Origin of the sequence: Paenibacillus sp. DMB5, assembly GCF_001517085.1 — a bacterium.
Classification (GTDB): Bacteria; Bacillota; Bacilli; order Paenibacillales; family Paenibacillaceae; genus Paenibacillus_AQ.
Genome location: NZ_LRAC01000120.1, coordinates 275233 through 292425 on the forward strand (window position 1 = coordinate 275233; position 17193 = coordinate 292425).

A 17193-nucleotide genomic window follows, 5' to 3' on the forward strand; every position below is an offset into this window, starting at 1 on the left:
CGGCCCCTGCATTAAGATTGCATTAAGATTGCATTAAGATTGGGGCCATACACAAAAAAAGGATACCTCCTGCCGGCCTTTAATCGGCCCAGGGGTACCCCTTAATCTTATTCTTTTATTGAATAATAGAGGAAATAAATCGGGTCATTTCACCGCTGGTTTCGTTCAATCTTTCAATGACATCGCTAAACTGCGTGACGAGCTCAGCCTGCGCAGCGGAGGAAGCAGCGATAGCTTCAATCTCCTGCTCCATGTGACGGATCGAGCGCTGCACCAGGGCCAGTGAATCCTCAATCGTTTTGGTCGCTTCTCTGGTGTTGACGGACAGCTTGCGCACTTCGGTAGCCACTACGCCAAAGCCTGCTCCCTGCTCGCCGACCCGGGCGGCTTCAATGGCCGCATTCAATCCCAGCAGATTGGTCTGCTCGGAGATTTCCCGGATGAAGCCGGCGACCTTGTTCACCTGCTTCGATTCCTCTACGGTCTGCCGTGAATTATCCAGAATCTGCGCCGTTGTTGCCGACAGCTCCTCAGACTGGGCTGCCACATTCTGGACCATGTCGACCAGCTGGCCGCTGATTCTGTTAATGCTCTCTGTCAGCTGCTCCATCTTATCTTCATTTTCCAGTGTGTACGCAATCGCAAATGCGCCGATAATCTCGCCTTCCGGTCCATACACCGGTATAGCCGAGGAGATGACTGTCGCTCCGTAAAGCTCGGCGGGCAGGCGGTTCGTTGTGGCACGTCCGGCAAGCGCGTTGCCGAGTGACGGGTCATCCGGCGGAACGGGACTTCCTTTGGTCAGGCCGAAATCCAGTGCCTTGCTTGGTGCGTAGTAATGAAAAATCTCTCTGTCTGTAACGCCAATCATAATATCCTGTGCATGAATCTGTTTGAACAGTGGTGCTGCCAATACTAATGCGGTAAGGTTATCCATGGCTCTCTCCTAATTGTGTATGATCTGTGTCTATCTATGTATCGTCACTTTCGCCGGGATTCATAAATAGATTTGATCAGGAAATCACCAACAACCGCAATCAGGCTGCCGCAGCCTGGGCTTTACGGGATACAGATTTCTGCTTTAGCCGGTAGCTGATTGCTGTAACTGCGAATGCAGCCACCGCTATACCTGCTGCAGTCCAGGACAAAGCGCCCAGTCCGCCCGTTCCCACAACCAGGCCGCCAAGAGCTGATCCGCCGGCGATACCGGTATTGGCAGCGACCGGATTCAGTGAAGCGGCGAAATCCCTGGAGCCCGGCGAATGCTCAACCGCCAATTCGATCAGATACAGCTGGGCTGTTACGTTCAGAATATTGGATACACATGCACTTAAAATCAGGAAGATAAGTCCCATAACCGGGACAGGCGCCGCGAAGAAAAAGAGCACATAGATTGCTGCCTGGACCAGAAATACCACTCTTAGTCTGCCCAGCGCATTGCCTGAAGCGACAATCCCGCCCAGCCAGGTGCTGAAAATGGTGGCCAGGCCATAGGCGAGCAGTACCCAGCTTACCGAAGCGGCAGGGATATTCATTACCTGATCCATTAGCGGTCTAATATAAGTGTAGATGCTGAATACAGCCCCCGTCCCGGATACCGGTATAAGAAAAGCCAATATTATGCGCCGGTTAGCGAGCAGGCTGAGCTGGTCCTTGAGTGAAGCCTTGGTGTTAGTCAGATTAGAGGGAATAACAATCAGGTTAAGCACAAAGGCTGCGGCTCCCATCACAGCTGTCAGGACAAAGGCTGCCTGCCACTCGAAATGCTGACCTACAAAAGTGCCGATCGGTACGCCCAGGACATTCGCGATACCAAACCCGCCCAGAATGTAAGAGACAGATTTCCCCTGCCTGGCAGGAGTAACAACCTCACTGACCGCTGAGAGCGACAGCGAAATAGCCAGCCCGCACAAGACTGCTGTGACAATCCTCGTAAATAACATCAATCCGTATGTGCCTGACACGGCACTGAACAGGTTAAACACCACAATCAGGGCAATTGTACCCAGAATCGTCTGCTTTTTGGGCAGCCTGCTGACCAGTGTCATGAGTACCGGTGTCCCAAGCGCATAAGCTATCGCAAAACCGGAGACAAGACTGCCCGCAGCTGCAAGCGTAATCTGCAGGGAAGCAGTGATTTCCGACAGCAGTCCGACAATAATATACTCCGTTGTTCCCAGCAGAAAGGCCATAAAGGTAAAAGAAAATACCAGGCCGCGTTCATTTACTTTTTTCATAGTTCCCCCCGGCTTCTGTTCAGATCCAAACCATCCAATCCTCACACAAAAATGTTATATATATTGCTGGGCGCTTTCAAACCAGGCTCGGTCTCATTTGGTTCCGCTTTCAGCGGCTACGAAGATTACCCGAACCAGATGCCTGCACATCGTCACATTCATTCACTTGAGCTCTGACCTTCTACTGAGCTTCATTGTACAAATGAACCGGAAATGGAACAATAAAGGTTATTGTTGTTTTTCTCAAAAAGATGATATATCTTGTCATTAGAATAAATGAACGAAAGCAGGATAAGGAATGGATGATAACGCTGGTTTGCTGATGGACATGAACAACGGGGCATTTAACGGTGAATTGATTTATGCCGGCAAAATGAGTGCCAGCCCGGAATGGAAGTTTGCGCTTCACAAGCATGAGGATTTGCATGAGGTCATTTATATCGAGGACGGAGCGGGCTCCTATGTTATTGACGGTAAAGCCTATACGGCCAAAAAAGGCGATGTGCTTGTCTATAACCGGGGTACGCTGCATCAGGAACAGTCTGACCCGGATCAGCCGCTTTCTACCTGCTATTTTAATTTCCGTTTTCTTCCACCTGTTGATAAGCAGCGCGATTGGGTGGTTCCTCCCGGATGGGAGCCGGTTATCCGTTCCAGCCATTACACAGGTGAACTGGCCATGCTGATTCAAGCCCTGGTCAATGAATTTTCACAGCGGGGCAGAGGCTATGAACGGATCTCACAGCATTTGCTGGAAGCGATTCTGCTGCTGATTGAACGGATGATTCTTTTGCAGAACAGGACTTCCAAGGAAGAAAAAGCTTCGCTCGCCAATCAGATCAAAGCTTATCTGGATACGAATTACCGGCGTAAGCTGACCCTTGCCGATCTGGCACAGCTTTTTCACATTGACTCCTATTACCTTGTTCATATGTACAAAAATAATTTCGGCATTTCACCGATCAACTATTTAATCCAGCGCCGGATGGGTGAAGCCATGCGCCTGATGGCCATCACGGACAAAAAGATCTGGGAAATCGCCAAAATGGTCGGATACGACAACGCCAACTATTTCTCCATCCTGTTCACCAGGGTTATCGGCATCTCGCCCCGTAAGTTCCGTGAAGGCAATCAGCGTGATTTTCATAAGGATTGACTTGCCGTAACTTTTGTCAAGAACTTTTTGTTTAAAATTTTGTCATCATTTCTTCATAAAAGCCTGTAAAGCCTTGCGAATACTGGCAAAACACATTTGCTGGTAAATGGTGTTACTTTTATATGTGTTAGAGTGGGTTCAGAAGCTTACCAGACAACAACTAGGAGGTAACTTATGAATACAGCTAACCGTACAAAACGTTTCCGCAGCATGGTCATTGGTGTAAGTCTGGGTACTGCCCTGCTTGCTGCCGGAACAGGCTTCATTGATACCAATAATAAGGCTTATGCCGCAACCGCTGACAGCACTGTAAGTGCAACTGCAGATTCCAGTCTTGCCGACAAGATCATTGCTACCGGCATGAAATATAAAGGCGTCCGTTATGAGTACGGGGCTGAGGCCGGGGATACGAGCAGCTTTGACTGTTCCTCTTTCACCCAGTACATCTTTGGCCAGCATGATATTACCCTCTCACGCTCCTCCAAACAACAATCGACAGACGGAACTTATATTGCAAGAGATCAGCTGCAGCCGGGCGACTTGGTGTTCTTCTATTCCCCCATTCACCATGTCGCAGTCTATATCGGTGACGGTAAAATTCTGCACACCTACGGTGAAGGCGGAGTAACGGTTACTGATCTGGACAGCGGCTGGTGGGATGAGCATTACACATCTGCCCGCCGTGTGCTGCCTGCTAACGGACAAGAGTCCGGATCAGCAGGAACCGGATCAGCAGCAGATGATAATAGCGAGGCTGTCTCAGGTTCAGCAGACGATGCAACAGACACGGCTAAACCGCAAACCGAAACAGAACCTTCCGGACAGACTTCATCAGATAAAACATCAGACACCACTCCTGCTTCTTCCGGTGGTTCTGCCCAGGAACAGCCAGTTGGCTTTGACTGGGGATGGTTCAGCAATTTCCGTTAAGCCTGCTGGCATGACTATATCGGTAATCTAAACAAACCGCTCTGCATAAACAGGCGGTTTGTTACTTTTCGTCACTGTATCTCCGTTGCTTTTATTCAGGAATCAGATTCACCGACTGAGTATCCAGCATCGGATTCCAGTAGCGCTCTATCTCTACAGTCAGCGGCTGCAGATAATGGAAAGCCTGCAGTCCGAAGTTGTAATCGTACTCCTCATCAAATGTTTTGGCACCACGGGACAGTGATTGTGTAAAGACCCCTTCTCCACCCAGCCTCGTATGCATTTTTCCGTCAGCGTCCGTATAATTTTCTGCCAGACGCATCATGAAGCTGTCTTGTGTCTCAATGTCTTCCCGCTTATTCCGGAAAGTAATTACACCCGGTTTTGCTGATTCCCCCTGAGCTTTTATCGAAAAGCCGTCTGGTGCTTCAACAATCCGCCTTTTTTTCAGATCGACAACGATTTTCATCTGATTCTTATCAACCGCCGCAATCCCGAAGGTTTTCAGAGACAGGCTGTTCAGATCGAGATAATCTTTGCTTGTGTATACAAGCGTAAACTGGGACCGGTCCTTCCAGAGCTCTGAATTATCAGCTGTAATAACGGCCGGATAATAGGATTTTATAATCTTATCTCCGCTCTTGCCGATCAGCACAGGATTTATCAGTCCGTTGACCTGCTTGGTATTACGCTCATACGCTTCCACATCCACGTAAGTGCTGAGCGGAGTGAACAGTACCTGATTGACTTTAAGCTTTTGACCGGCTACCGTCAGATCCTGCTTGGCAGTCCAAAGCCGGTTGCGGGCCTTTAACATATCGGTATCCAGTTTAAACGATACATCCAGGCTAGTTCGGTATTTATTGCTGCTTGAGCTTAAGGCTTCATCCGAAGTCTGAGTCAGGACAACGTTATATTGTACGTCCTCCGGATAATCCATATTAGGTGACAGATTATTGGAGTATACAAAGTATAGGGTTTGTCCAGCTCTGATCTGGTTGTCAGTACCCAGCATTTCCAATGTAGCACCGATATCTGCCGCTTCAAACGTTCCGAACTCCAGCCCAAAATCAGCATGAATCACAGTCTGATCTGTGTTGTTTCGCACACTGTATACAATAAACACCTGCCGTCCGTCACTTACTGCGCTCTTGATTTCCACTTTAAACCCTGCTTTTTCCACCCCTTTATTTACTGGCCGGAGCAGATTCTGATCCAGTGCATTCAGCAGGGTCTTGTCTCTGATCAGTGAAGCATCGAACTGGCCAGAAGCCGTCCCGGTGTTAGCCGGACTTGCATTCTGAACCGTGTATTCCACAGCTTTTTCAGGAGTATCTAAAAAAGTATACAGCATCAGGACAGCAGCGGCAGCAGCTACTGTGACCTTCAGGCCTGACATCACCCGTTTTCTCAGGGACTGCTGTTTTCCTTTACGGATACCGGTCCGCATCGCCTGAACAATCCTCATCTCCGGCATGGCTTCCGTCTGTTGCTTCACTTCACCTGCATTTTGGTGCAGAAGTTGCTCTTCTATATCTTTCATTGTGCGTTTCGCCTCCCTTATTTCTGCAGATATGAGCGCATTTGCTTCAGTCCGTCGCGGAGCCAGGTTTTTACTGTACCTTCCGGCTTTTTCAGCACCTCCGCGATTTGCGCCACTGTCATGTCCTGGTAATATTTCAGTACGATGGCATGCCGGTATTTCGGCTTCAGCCGGTGTATCGCACGCTCCAGATCAATACGCTCGTTGCTCTGCATCTCCTGCGCTGTTTCCTCCGCAGGCTTTTCAGCCGGAAAGACCCGTTTTTTGCGCCTGAGCTCGTCCATACAGCAATTGATGGTGATCCTGATCAGCCATGGCGTGAAGGACTGCCCGTCTTTCAGCTTTTTACGCTTGATCCATGCCCGGCAGGACGCCTCCTGCACCACTTCCAGCGCATCCGCTTCATTCCGCATATAACTGTACGCAATAGCATACAATTTGCGGTGCTCGACATACAGCCGTTTAAAAAAAGCCTCTTCATCCAAAAGTGCAACATCCGCAGAACGGACCTCATTCATCGTGTGCTCCATCATATCCCGCTCCCCCTCTCTTTTGGGAATACAGCTTCTATATAGGGCCCCTATATTGTGTATCTATATGTAAGACGCCGTGTGCAGGCAAAACGATTGATTTCTGGTAACTTTTTCATGATATATATTTATGATAAGCTGACATTGACTGATTAAGCTATTCTAATTAGAGTTAAATTTTAGCAAATTGGAGGGATGCGTACGAAAAAAATAGTGTGGAGCACCGCAATCGGATTGACTGCAGTGGTCATAACCAGTTGCTTGCTTATCCGGCCGCAGGTGCTGGCGCGGTCTACGGATCTTTCTGCGGAGTCGGTCGGAGGTGTGAAAATCGGAGGAAATATCGGCAGCAGCAGCTTCAAAAGCAGGTATCAGGAGCCGCTGGACATGCAGGATAACACATTGTACGACTATTATGAATGGGGAAACGGATTACGGACGGCTTCCGTCAGCACAGGTCTAGAAAAGGGTACCATTATGCGGCTAATCATCTCCGGCCCAGATAACACTCTTACTACAGCTAAAGGCATACATATTGGTGATTCCAAAGAAAAAGTGCTGGCTCTCTACGGGCATACATATTACAAATCCGGCGAGCAAGGGGCAGACATCATCGGCTACATCGACCGTAAGCAGAATCTGACGCTGGAATTCTGGTGCGTGAACAGCAGCGGCGAGGTGGCAGAGATCCGGCTGGATGATTCGGGGGTCAGGTGACTTTACCGGCTGAACCATGATAGGCCTGCGCAAAAATAGCATTTTTGCCTCTCATTTTAGCGCATTGGGCCGCGTTAGCTGAAATCAAGGGCAGATTTGCCTCTCATTTCGTGTATCCAGCCGTTTTCGACGAAATCAAATTTTTGCCTCTCATTTCGCGCATCCAGCCGCTTTCGACCAAATCAAAGGCATTTTTGCCTCTCATTTCGCGCATCCAGCCGCTTTCAGCGAAATCAAGGGCATTTTTGCCTCTCATTTCGCGTATCCAGCCGTTTTCGACGAAATCAAGGGCATTTATGCCTCTCATTTCGCGTATCCAGCTGCTTTCGCTGATATTAATGGCATTTTTGTTGTCTGCCCCATCATGAGCTCCAACAAACAAACAAGACCAGCCCCGGGATTTGCGTGCTGGTCTTGTTTAGTTAATTGGCTAGTCGGCCTCACTACTTATCCTTCCATAATAACCCCGCTGGCCGCCGCGCTCTCCTCCTCCCAGGCAAGCCGGGCAAGCAGAAACGGGGAAATCGCCCGTTCCAGTATCCCCTGGACATGGGCAATGGCTACCCCGTAATTCACAATAGGCACCCGGCTGGCTGCCGCCTGCTCCATCCGCCAGAGCATCTGCCTGCGGTTGATCATGCAGCCGCCGCAATGCACGATCAGCGCATAGTCCTGCACATCTTCGGGAAAGGTCATGCCGTTGGCATGATGGAATTCAAGCCTTCTGCCGGTCGCCTGCCTGATCCAGCGGGGCAGCTTGACGCTGCCGATATCATCCGGCTGGGTATGGTGGGTGCAGGGCTCGGCTATCAGCACCTTGTCACCGTCCCGCAGCCGGTCAATCGCCCTTGCTCCCCGGACCAGCTCCTCCAAATCCCCCTTTTGACGGGCAAACAGAATGGAAAAGGAGGTTAGCGGAACATCCGGCGGCGTATCGGCGGCTGCCTTCAGGAACACCTGGGAGTCGGTTACAACCATACGCGGCTTACGCCCGAGGCTCTCCAGCGTCAGCTTCAGCTCATGCTCTTTAGTAACAATAGCTATGGCATCGCTCTCCAGAATATCCCGGATAGTCTGCTGCTGGGGAAGGATCAGTCTGCCTTTGGGTGCCGCCTTATCGATTGGCGTAACCAGCACTACCAAATCTCCCGGCGATAGCAGATCACCGATGATCCGGAATTTGTCATCACTGGCAGGCAGGGCAGTGGACAATGCCTGTCTCAGCGGACTGATCCCCTCCTGCACTGCCGCTGACACCGGCATGAACCGGAAACCAAACTGCTCCCGGCACAAATCTGCCTGTGCCTGGGCATCCCGGCCTATACCTCTATCAGGCAATAGATCGGTTTTATTTAAAATCCCAATGACAGGGATATTCCGTTCCTTAAGCAAGTCGGCAATCTTCTCGTCATACGCTGTAAAGCCTTCAAGTGCGTTAATTACAAGCAGAGCCAGATCCGTTTTGTACAGCACTTCCATCGTCTTCTTCTTCCGCTGCTCGCCAAGCTCGCCTTCATCATCCAGCCCTGCGGTATCAATCAACACCACCGCTCCAAGCGGAAGCAGCTCCATTGATTTATAAACCGGGTCCGTTGTTGTTCCCTGGACCGGCGATACCACAGAGACCTCCTGTCTGGCCAGCGCGTTGATGAGGCTGGATTTGCCGGCGTTGCGCCTGCCGAATACGGCAATATGCAGGCGGCTTGCCCGCGGAGAGTCGTTCAGGCTCACTTTATTCACTCCTTCTTCCGGGCACACCTGGCGTAGTGAGCTGTTCGGGATGTAAAATTCCGTCAATCTGTTCGGCAGTGAGCAGCCCCCTGTCCAGCAGCACCTGCCGGATAGACTTCCCTTCCGTCCGTGCCTGAATGGCAACCTCCGTACTGCGCTCATATCCGATAGGCCCGACAAAAGCGGCAGCGAGTCCCGTGGAATGCTCCAGCAGTTCCTTGCAGCGCTGTTCACAGACCCGGATTCCTTTCACACAACGCTCGTTGAACAAATGGACTGCCTGTTCCAGCAGTTCAAAGGAATCCAGCAGCGCATCTGCTATCAGCGGCATGAAGGCATTAAGCTCCAGCTGCCCGCTGCCTGCAGCCAGTGTAACTGCCGCATCATTGGCAATCACCCGCATTGCCGCTGTACCAAGCATTTCAGCCATCACCGGGTTGACCTTGCCGGGCATAATGGAGGACCGGCCTGCACTGCAGGCAGCTCCAGCTCACCAAAGCCGCCTGCCGGCCCGCTCGCCAGCAGGCGCAGATCGCCTGAGATTTTGAGCAGATTTACTGCCGCTGCCTTCAGCAGACCGGACACTTCTACGAATACATCCATGTTCTGCGTAGGGTCCATCGGATATTCGCTGCGGGCCAGCCCGTATCCGGTCAGCTCCTGCAGCAGTCCGGTGATATAAAAGGTATACCGGAGCGGCGCATTGATCCCCGTACCGATTGCCGTTCCACCGATATTAATCTCCCGGAGCCTTTCCTCCGACTTGTACAGGCGCCAGCGGTCACGCTGAATCGCTTTGGCATAGGCTCCGAAGCTCTGGCCGGCAGTCATCGGAACAGCATCCATCAGCTCCGTACGGCCCAGCTTCAGCACATCTGCGAACTCCAGCTCCTTACTCTGCAGCGATTCCTGCAGGGACGCAAAAGCATCACTAATCCTGCGGATTAGACCCACCGCAGCGATTCGAAGCGCTGTCGGATAGACATCATTGGTAGACTGGCAGCAGTTCACATGGTCCAGCGGGTGAACCAGGGTATATTCACCTCGTATTCCTCCCAGCAACTCTATTGCCCGGTTCGCCAATACTTCATTGATGTTCATATTAGTTGAAGTACCGGCCCCCCCCTGTAGTGCAGACACAGGGAACTGGTCGTCATACCCTCCAGCGTGAATCTCATCACAAGCCTGCACAATCGCCATCGCGATCTCAGGCGGATAGCTGTTCAGCTTAAGGTGGGCCAGTGCTGCCGCTTTTTTCACCGTTATCAGTGCCTTGATCAGATGAGGATTGACCCTCCGGCCGCCCACCGCAAAATTCTCCATCGCCCGGGCCGTATGAATGCCGTAGTAGGCAGACAAAGGTACCTCTACTGTTCCAAGCGCATCCCGTTCAAGGCGGAATCCGCCGCCTGTCTCCACAAAGATCTCCCCTTATGATTTCACTTGCATAATCTCCAGCACACGCGGCAGGATGCCTTTGAAGTATGCAAAGGAAATGCCGTAATTCGTGATCGGCACACCTTGGGCACCGGAATCCGCCAGCCTTGTCATCAGCTGCTTACGGTTAAATATACAGCCGCCGCAGTGCACGACCAGCTTATACGTTGACAAGTCCGCCGGAAAATCTGGCCCGACACTGGATTCGATCTCAAGACCGCCGCCGGCTGTTTCCTGCAGCTTCTTTTTTACCAGATCACGGTCAATTTCACCGTTATGCGGATGATGGATACAGGCTTCTGACAGCAGTACCTTGTCACCTGGCTTCAGCGTGGAAATCGCTTCTGCGCCTTTTACAAAGGTGGTCAGATCCCCCTTAAATCTGGCCATCAGGATTGCGAAGGTAGTCAGCGGAACATTGGCCGGCAGAATCTCGTTCACACTGTCGTATACCTGAGAGTCTGTAATGACCAGATCGGGCATGCCCTTCAGATTCATCAGCAGTGTAGGCAGCTCCACCTCTGTAACGGACAGAGCCATCACATGATGATCGAGCAAATCTCGCAGAATCTGCTGCTGGGAAGCTACCAGCCTGTATTTGGGTGCAGGAATCGTATCCGGCATGACCATTACGACGACTTCTCCCGGATGGACCAGATCACCAAGAATGGTGGGCCGTTCAAATTCGGCCGGGGCAAATTCGCGGATCGCATGGCGCAGACTGCCAAAGTTGATGTTTCGGCGGGAGCTGACCTTAACGAAGGGGATGTTCAGCTCGCTTTTCAACTGATCGAGATCCACATAATGATCATCCACCTTGGCAATAACGCCGATGACCGGAATGTGGCGCTTGGCAAGCTCCCGGTACCACTCCTTCTCCAGCTTGTAATCATCCTCTTCCCCGGAGAAAATCAGGAGGCTGAGATCGGTCAGATCCATAACCTCGCGGGTCTTCTGTACCCGGAAAGGTCCTGTATCTTTATCTTCATCTATGCCAGCCGTATCAATAATGATGACGGAGCCGATTTTGGGCAGCTCATAAGCCTGAAACACCGGTTCTGTCGTTGTGCCCGGCTGATCGCCGACCACCTGATAAGGTATGCCGGTTAGCGCATTGATCAGACTGGACTTCCCGGAGTTGCGCCGGCCGAAGACTGCGATGTGCATCTTGCCCGGCTGCGGTGTAGTTTGCATGGCCAATCTCTCCTTATGGGTCTATTAAAAGCGCAGATCCCGTTCCCCGTTCTCCAGCCGCTGCAGCCGTTCCCTGGTGATTTTGCGTGCAGCTTCCTTGGGAATGTCTTCAAGCCCTTTGCGGATAATTTCTTCACCCAGGGCCCGGGTTTCAGCATCCGCATAATCCAGCAGATACTCCTTGAAGGTCAAAAGCGAATTCGGCTGGCATACGTTATGGATCTGCCCCGATTTGGCCAGCCGCATAAACCGGTCGCCGGTACGCCCTTCCCGGTAACAGGCTGTGCAATAGCTGGGAACATAGCCGTCCCGGCACAGCCCGCGGATAATCTCCTCCGGTGAACGGTGGTCGCCTACCTCGAATTGCGGTTTTTCTTTTGAAAAGCCTGCCGTGCCCTGCTTCGCTTCCATATACCCGCCGACCCCGGTGCTTGATCCGGCGCTGACCTGGGAAATGCCGAGCTGGATGACCTCATCCCGGAATGCCGGCTCTTCCCGGGTGGACAAAATCATGCCCGCATAGGGAACCGCCAGCCGCAGGACGGCAACCAGCTGCTTGAACTCCTCATCCTTCACCAGATATGGATACGTTTTCAGATTAACATTTGCCGCTTCCCGCAGCCGCGGGACAGAGACGGTGTGGGGGCCTACGCCGAACCGCTCTTCCAAATGCTCGGCATGCATCAGCATGGCCACTGTATCGTATTTGTAATCATACAATCCGTACAATACGCCTACACCAACATCATCAATGCCGCCGAGCTGTGCCCGGTCCATCGCGGTAGTATGCCAGTCATAGTCGTGCTTGGGCCCGTTCGGATGGAGCCCGGCATAAGTCGGCCTGTGATAGGTCTCCTGAAAGAGAATGTATGTCCCGATCTCCGCATCCCTCAGCTTCCGGTAATCCTCGACTGAAGTTGCGGCAATATTGATATTGACCCGGCGGATGCTGCCGTTATCCACTTTAACGGAATAGACCGTTTTAATAGCATCAACCACATAATCTATATCACAATGGACCGGATCCTCTCCCGCTTCTATCACCAGCCGTTTGTGACCCAGCTCCTGCAGCACCCTAACTTCATCCGTAAGTTCTTCTTTGCCCAGCTTCCGCCGTACAAAATCCTGATTCGAGTGCTTATAGCCGCAATATTCGCAGTTATTGACACAATAGTTGCTGATATACAGCGGTGCAAACAGGACGATGCGGTTGCCGTAAATCTTCTCTTTTATGACTTTGGCTGACTTATAAATGTCCTGCAGAATATCCTCATCCCTGACCTCCAGCAGCACTGCCGCTTCCCGGTGGGTTAACCCCTTGCAGGCTCTCGCTTTATCTAAAATAGACTGAACAACGCTCCTGCTCCCGGCCATCCGCCTGGCTTCCTGCAGGCTGGCTGTAATCTCCGCGTCGTCGATGAAGTCCGCCGGTTCCCAATCCTTGCGCAAATGTGCCCTCCTCCTTAACATTTACAATTAACGGGGTTCGAAGTGACTCCACTTTTCCCTTTTATATGAATATTAATCAATATTTCGTCCGCACTGTATAATGCGTGTGCAGCAGCTCATGGGCCAGATGGCTGTTCGGCTCGCCGAGGAACTCGGCGTAGAGCTGCTTGATGAACGGATTATGATGGGATTTGCGGACGGTCTGGGCTTCGTCCTCGGAATAAATCGCTTTGGCGCGCAGAGCTTTGACATCCATTTGTCCGCAGTCTGCCGCACTGAGAATCGGCTGGCCTCCGCCTGTAATGCAGCCGCCGGCACAGGCCATGACTTCCATGAAGTCATAGCTATTCTCCCCGCGCTGCATCGCCTCCATCAGCCTGCGGGCATTGCCGAGCCCGTGGACAACAGCTGTCCGGATCTTGCGGCCGTCCGGCAGCTCGACCGTATTCTCCTTAATGCCCTCCATCCCGCGCACAGCGGTATACTCAATGGTATCGAGCGGCTGATTGGAAACCAGCTCGAAGACGGTACGCAAAGCCGCTTCTGACACTCCCCCGGTCGCCCCGAAGATCGTTCCTGCACCGGAACCGACGCCGAGCGGATTATCGAATTCCTCATCCTTCAGGTTAACAAAATCAATCCCCGCCTCCTTAATCATCGCGGCCAGCTCGCGGGTCGTGAGCACCCAGTCCACATCCTGCATGTCTTCATTGGACAGCTCCTCACGTGCACCTTCAAACTTTTTGGCCGTACAAGGCATGATCGATACAACGGTGATCTTCTGCGGATCTAGTCCAAGCTTGCCGGCAAAATAGGATTTAACCATCGCCCCTTCCATCTCATGCGGCGACTTACAGGTGGACAGATTATCAAGCATATCGGGAAAGTTATGCTCCATGAACTTGACCCAGCCCGGACAGCAGGAAGTCATCAGCGGCAGGTTCTGTCCGCTGGACAGCCGGGAGAGCAGCTCGGTGCCCTCCTCCATAATCGTCAGATCCGCCCCGAAGACAGTGTCGAATACTTTATTGAAGCCGAGCCGGCGCAGCGCGGCAACCATTTTGCCGGTTGTACGGGTACCGACCGGCAGGCCGAACTCTTCGCCAAGGGCTACCCTAACAGCCGGGGCCGTCTGCACAACGACATACTGGTCCGGGTCAGCGATGGCATCCCATACATCGCGGATATTCTCATGCTCAGTCAGGGCGCCGACCGGACAGGCCATGATACACTGGCCGCAGTTGACACAGGTTGACTCGGCGAGCGGACGGCCGAAGGCTGTAGAGATAACGGTGTCAAAGCCCCGCTTGGCGAAACCAATCGCACCCACAGTCTGCACTGTACCGCAGGCCCCGACACAACGCCCGCAGAGGATGCATTTGGAAGCATCCCGTACAATTGCCGGAGACGAATAATCCCTTTCCCGGCTCGAATGCTCACCGGTATATGTCACTTCGCGGATGTTAAGCGAATTTGATACACTCTGCAACTCGCAATTGCCGCCGCGCGAGCAGCTGAGGCATTCCCGGTCATGATCGGAGAGCAGCAGCTGGGCCGACGTCCTCCGGGCATCGCGGACCTTCTTCGTATTCGTCTGAATCTTCATGCCTTCCTCGGCGATCAGCGTACAGGAGGCGATAAGCCGCGGTCCGACCTCAACCACACAGACACGGCAGCTGGAGGAATGATTAACTCCCTGCAGATAACAAAGGGAAGGGATATTTATACCTTGATCCCGGGCGGCTTCCAGCACCGTGGTGCCTTTGACGATTTCCGTCTCTACCCCGTCGATCATGATTTTGACCGTGTTCAAGCTGATCACTCCTATCGTCAGACTATCGCTACCGCCTTGAATTTGCATACATCGAAGCAGACGCCGCACTTGATGCAGGCCGCCTTATCAATCACATACGGCTCCTTCACCTTGCCGGAAATGGCATCGCTCGGGCATTTGCGTGCACAGAGGCTGCAGCCTTTGCACAGCTCCGCATCAATTTCATAGGAGATCAGCGCTTTGCATACACCTGCCGGGCATTTGCTGTCCGTAATGTGAGCGAGATATTCCTCACGGAAATATTTTAAAGTCGACAGCACAGGGTTCGGAGTCGTCTGCCCCAGCGCGCACAGGGAAGCATTCTTGATCTGCAGGGACAGCTGCTCCATGTTATCAAGATCCTCCAGCGTACCTTTGCCGGAAGTGACTTTATCCAGCATCTCCAGCAGCCGTTTCGTTCCAATCCGGCAAGGGGTGCATTTGCCGCACGATTCATCTCTGGTGAAATCCAGATAGAACCTTGCAACATCGACCATGCAGGTATCCTCATCCATAATGATCATCCCGCCTGAGCCCATCATCGAGCCAAGGCTGGTCAGCGTATCGAAATCAATCGTACAATCCAGATGCTCCTCAGTCAGACAGCCGCCGGACGGGCCGCCGGTCTGTACAGCCTTGAATTTTTTGCCGCCGGGTATCCCGCCGCCTATTTCAAAAATGACCTCACGCAGCGTAATGCCCATCGGGACCTCAACCAGGCCGGTGTTCACCACCTTGCCGCCAAGCGCGAACACTTTGGTGCCCTTCGACTTTTCCGTGCCGATTGCGGCATACCATTCTGCGCCTTTCAGAATAATCTGGCCGATATTGGCGAGCGTCTCCACATTGTTGATAATGGTCGGCTGGCCCCACAGCCCTTCAACGGCCGGGAACGGCGGCTTCGGCGTCGGCATCCCCCGGTGTCCTTCGATCGAGTGGATCAGCGCCGTTTCTTCCCCGCAGACAAAAGCCCCGGCTCCCAGACGTACATCAATGTTAAAAGCAAATCCCGTCCCGAAAATATCATCGCCCAGCAGTCCGTACTCTTTTGCCTGCTCTAGCGCCTTCGTGAACCGCTGAACAGCAATTGGATATTCTGCCCGCACATAGATAAATCCCTGATTGGCACCTATGGCATATCCGGCTATCGCCATTGCCTCAATAACTGAATGCGGATTGCCCTCCAGAATCGAACGGTCCATGAACGCACCCGGATCGCCCTCATCGGCATTACAGATTACATACTTCTGCGGTTTGTTCTGCCGGGCAGCGAACTCCCACTTCAGTCCGGTCAGGAAGCCGCCGCCCCCACGGCCGCGAAGGCCGGACTTTTTCACTGTATCAATGACCTGCTCAGCACTCATTGTCGTAAGCACTTGGGCAAGCGCCCGGTAGCCGTCACTGGCAATATACTCATCTATCACTTCAGGGTCTATCACACCGCAGTTGTGCAGCGCAATCCGTACCTGTTTTTTGTAGAAATCGGTTTCTTCAAAGTTCAGCAGCTCATCGCCTTGGCGGGTCTTCTCATAAATCTTCTTGTCATACGGCTTGCCGTTGACCAAATGCTGCTCTACCAGCGCCGGAATATCCTGGACCTCCACCCGGCTGTAAAAAATCCCCTCCGGATAGACGATCACGACCGGACCCAGCTCACACAGCCCAAAACAGCCGGTGCGTACGATCTCCACCTGAGTCTGGATGCCGCGGCCGGCGACTTCCTGCTCCAGTGCAGCGATGATTTTATTCGAATCCGATGATGTGCAGCCAGTGCCGCCGCATACCATTACGGATCTGAACGTAACCGATTTTCCTGATGCCCCGCTAATCCTCCGGTTATCCAGCCGTCCCTGGGTAAGCGTGCGGATGGCATCAAGATCCGTTAACAGCTTCATGCCGATACCTCCCGTTAACAATTTGCGTTTACTGCGGGAACTAATTATATTCCTTAAGCATTTTTGGTACGGAGTTCGGCGTCAGGCGTCCATGCACCTTTTCCCCGATGGTCAGGACAGGGGCCAGCCCGCAGGCTCCGAGACAGCGCGTCGCTTCCAGTGTGAATTTATTGTCCTCTGTCGTACCTTGAACGGGAACCTTTAGCTCTGTGCTAAGCCGGTCCAGAATGCCTTGAGCCCCCTTAATGTAACAGGCAGTGCCCATGCAGACGTGGATAACATGCTCTCCCTTCGGAGTAAGCGAAAAGAAATGATAAAACGACGCAACGCCGTAGATTTCGCTCATGGGCAAATCAAGCTCTGCCGACACCACCTGAAGCACAGGCTCAGGCAAAAACCCGTACACATCCTGAACCTCATGCAATATTGGAATTAAAGCACCCTTCATCTGCTTAAACTGGTTAATGGCCAGCTTGATCTGCTCCAGCTTCCGGTCGGCTTCGGCAATGGTACTGCTGCTGCAAGGTTGATGTTGTTCCACCTCAGACTGCTCCCTTCCAT

Annotated in this window: 13 protein-coding genes and 2 pseudogenes; 3 read left to right on the forward strand and 12 right to left on the reverse strand. The window is 52.4% G+C overall.

The genetic code is table 11. The annotated features are described in order from the left end of the window. Window positions 1-115: 115 nt before the first annotated feature. Together AWJ19_RS37285 and AWJ19_RS13520 are read right to left on the reverse strand one after the other, a co-directional pair. Window positions 116-937, reverse strand: a complete 822-nt coding sequence (locus tag AWJ19_RS37285) for a methyl-accepting chemotaxis protein (protein WP_068724425.1) — start codon at window positions 935-937, stop codon at window positions 116-118. Window positions 938-1037: 100 nt separating this feature from the next. After that, window positions 1038-2237 carry an MFS transporter gene (locus tag AWJ19_RS13520; protein WP_068724427.1) on the reverse strand — a complete coding sequence of 400 codons (1200 nt, stop codon included), beginning with the start codon at window positions 2235-2237 and terminating at the stop codon, window positions 1038-1040. 298 nt (window positions 2238-2535) lie between these two features. Here AWJ19_RS13520 and AWJ19_RS13525 point away from each other — a divergent pair, with 298 nt between their 5' ends. Then, window positions 2536-3393 carry an AraC family transcriptional regulator gene (locus tag AWJ19_RS13525; protein WP_068724429.1) on the forward strand — a complete coding sequence of 286 codons (858 nt, stop codon included), beginning with the start codon at window positions 2536-2538 and terminating at the stop codon, window positions 3391-3393. A gap of 174 nt (window positions 3394-3567) precedes the next feature. Further along, window positions 3568-4083: pseudogene (locus AWJ19_RS34095) on the forward strand (C40 family peptidase); the annotation flags it as partial. A gap of 331 nt (window positions 4084-4414) precedes the next feature. Here the strand turns inward: AWJ19_RS34095 and AWJ19_RS13535 are convergent. Together AWJ19_RS13535 and AWJ19_RS13540 are read right to left on the reverse strand one after the other, a co-directional pair. Next, window positions 4415-5866, reverse strand: coding sequence for a DUF4179 domain-containing protein (locus AWJ19_RS13535; protein ID WP_068724431.1), 1452 nt, complete (start codon window positions 5864-5866; stop codon window positions 4415-4417). 17 nt (window positions 5867-5883) lie between these two features. Then, entirely contained in the window at window positions 5884-6399 is a 516-nt protein-coding gene (locus AWJ19_RS13540) for a sigma-70 family RNA polymerase sigma factor (protein WP_128083589.1), read from the reverse strand. A gap of 192 nt (window positions 6400-6591) precedes the next feature. Between AWJ19_RS13540 and AWJ19_RS13545 the strand changes: the two genes are divergently transcribed. After that, complete coding sequence (locus AWJ19_RS13545) at window positions 6592-7113, forward strand: hypothetical protein (protein WP_068724432.1); 522 nt, start codon at window positions 6592-6594, stop codon at window positions 7111-7113. Between the two features lie 103 nt (window positions 7114-7216). On the opposite strand, the gene AWJ19_RS13550 is transcribed toward AWJ19_RS13545, so the two are convergent. From AWJ19_RS13550 to nuoE, 8 genes and pseudogenes are all read right to left on the reverse strand, one after another. Then, window positions 7217-7495 (reverse strand): hypothetical protein, encoded by a 279-nt coding sequence (locus AWJ19_RS13550; RefSeq protein WP_068724434.1) that lies wholly within the window; start codon window positions 7493-7495, stop codon window positions 7217-7219. A 65-nt stretch (window positions 7496-7560) separates the two neighbouring features. Beyond that, on the reverse strand, window positions 7561-8844 hold the full coding sequence (gene hydF / locus AWJ19_RS13555; protein WP_068724436.1) for a [FeFe] hydrogenase H-cluster maturation GTPase HydF: 1284 nt from the start codon (window positions 8842-8844) through the stop codon (window positions 7561-7563). Window position 8845: 1 nt separating this feature from the next. Further along, a pseudogene (locus tag AWJ19_RS13560) lies at window positions 8846-10167 on the reverse strand (aspartate ammonia-lyase). Window positions 10168-10275: 108 nt separating this feature from the next. Further along, on the reverse strand, window positions 10276-11475 hold the full coding sequence (gene hydF / locus AWJ19_RS13565) for a [FeFe] hydrogenase H-cluster maturation GTPase HydF (RefSeq protein ID WP_068724438.1): 1200 nt from the start codon (window positions 11473-11475) through the stop codon (window positions 10276-10278). A gap of 24 nt (window positions 11476-11499) precedes the next feature. Beyond that, on the reverse strand, window positions 11500-12924 hold the full coding sequence (hydG, locus tag AWJ19_RS13570) for a [FeFe] hydrogenase H-cluster radical SAM maturase HydG (RefSeq protein WP_241781733.1): 1425 nt from the start codon (window positions 12922-12924) through the stop codon (window positions 11500-11502). A 76-nt stretch (window positions 12925-13000) separates the two neighbouring features. After that, complete coding sequence (locus AWJ19_RS13575; protein ID WP_241781734.1) at window positions 13001-14737, reverse strand: NADH-dependent [FeFe] hydrogenase, group A6; 1737 nt, start codon at window positions 14735-14737, stop codon at window positions 13001-13003. A gap of 17 nt (window positions 14738-14754) precedes the next feature. After that, complete coding sequence (gene nuoF, locus AWJ19_RS13580; protein WP_068724608.1) at window positions 14755-16524, reverse strand: NADH-quinone oxidoreductase subunit NuoF; 1770 nt, start codon at window positions 16522-16524, stop codon at window positions 14755-14757. 148 nt (window positions 16525-16672) lie between these two features. Further along, a complete protein-coding gene (gene nuoE / locus AWJ19_RS13585) occupies window positions 16673-17173 on the reverse strand; it encodes an NADH-quinone oxidoreductase subunit NuoE (protein WP_082707875.1) in 501 nt (166 codons plus the stop codon). Window positions 17174-17193 lie beyond the last annotated feature (20 nt).

Coding starts and splice junctions, on each gene's coding strand:
- AWJ19_RS13545 (WP_068724432.1), top strand. CDS start 6,592: ATGCGTACGAAAAAAATAGTGTGGAGCACCGCAATCGGATTGACTGCA.
- AWJ19_RS13535 (WP_068724431.1), bottom strand. CDS start 5,866: ATGAAAGATATAGAAGAGCAACTTCTGCACCAAAATGCAGGTGAAGTG.
- AWJ19_RS13525 (WP_068724429.1), top strand. CDS start 2,536: ATGGATGATAACGCTGGTTTGCTGATGGACATGAACAACGGGGCATTT.
- nuoF (WP_068724608.1), bottom strand. CDS start 16,524: ATGGTATGCGGCGGCACTGGCTGCACATCATCGGATTCGAATAAAATC.
- hydF (WP_068724438.1), bottom strand. CDS start 11,475: ATGCAAACTACACCGCAGCCGGGCAAGATGCACATCGCAGTCTTCGGC.
- AWJ19_RS13540 (WP_128083589.1), bottom strand. CDS start 6,399: ATGATGGAGCACACGATGAATGAGGTCCGTTCTGCGGATGTTGCACTT.
- AWJ19_RS13520 (WP_068724427.1), bottom strand. CDS start 2,237: ATGAAAAAAGTAAATGAACGCGGCCTGGTATTTTCTTTTACCTTTATG.
- AWJ19_RS37285 (WP_068724425.1), bottom strand. CDS start 937: ATGGATAACCTTACCGCATTAGTATTGGCAGCACCACTGTTCAAACAG.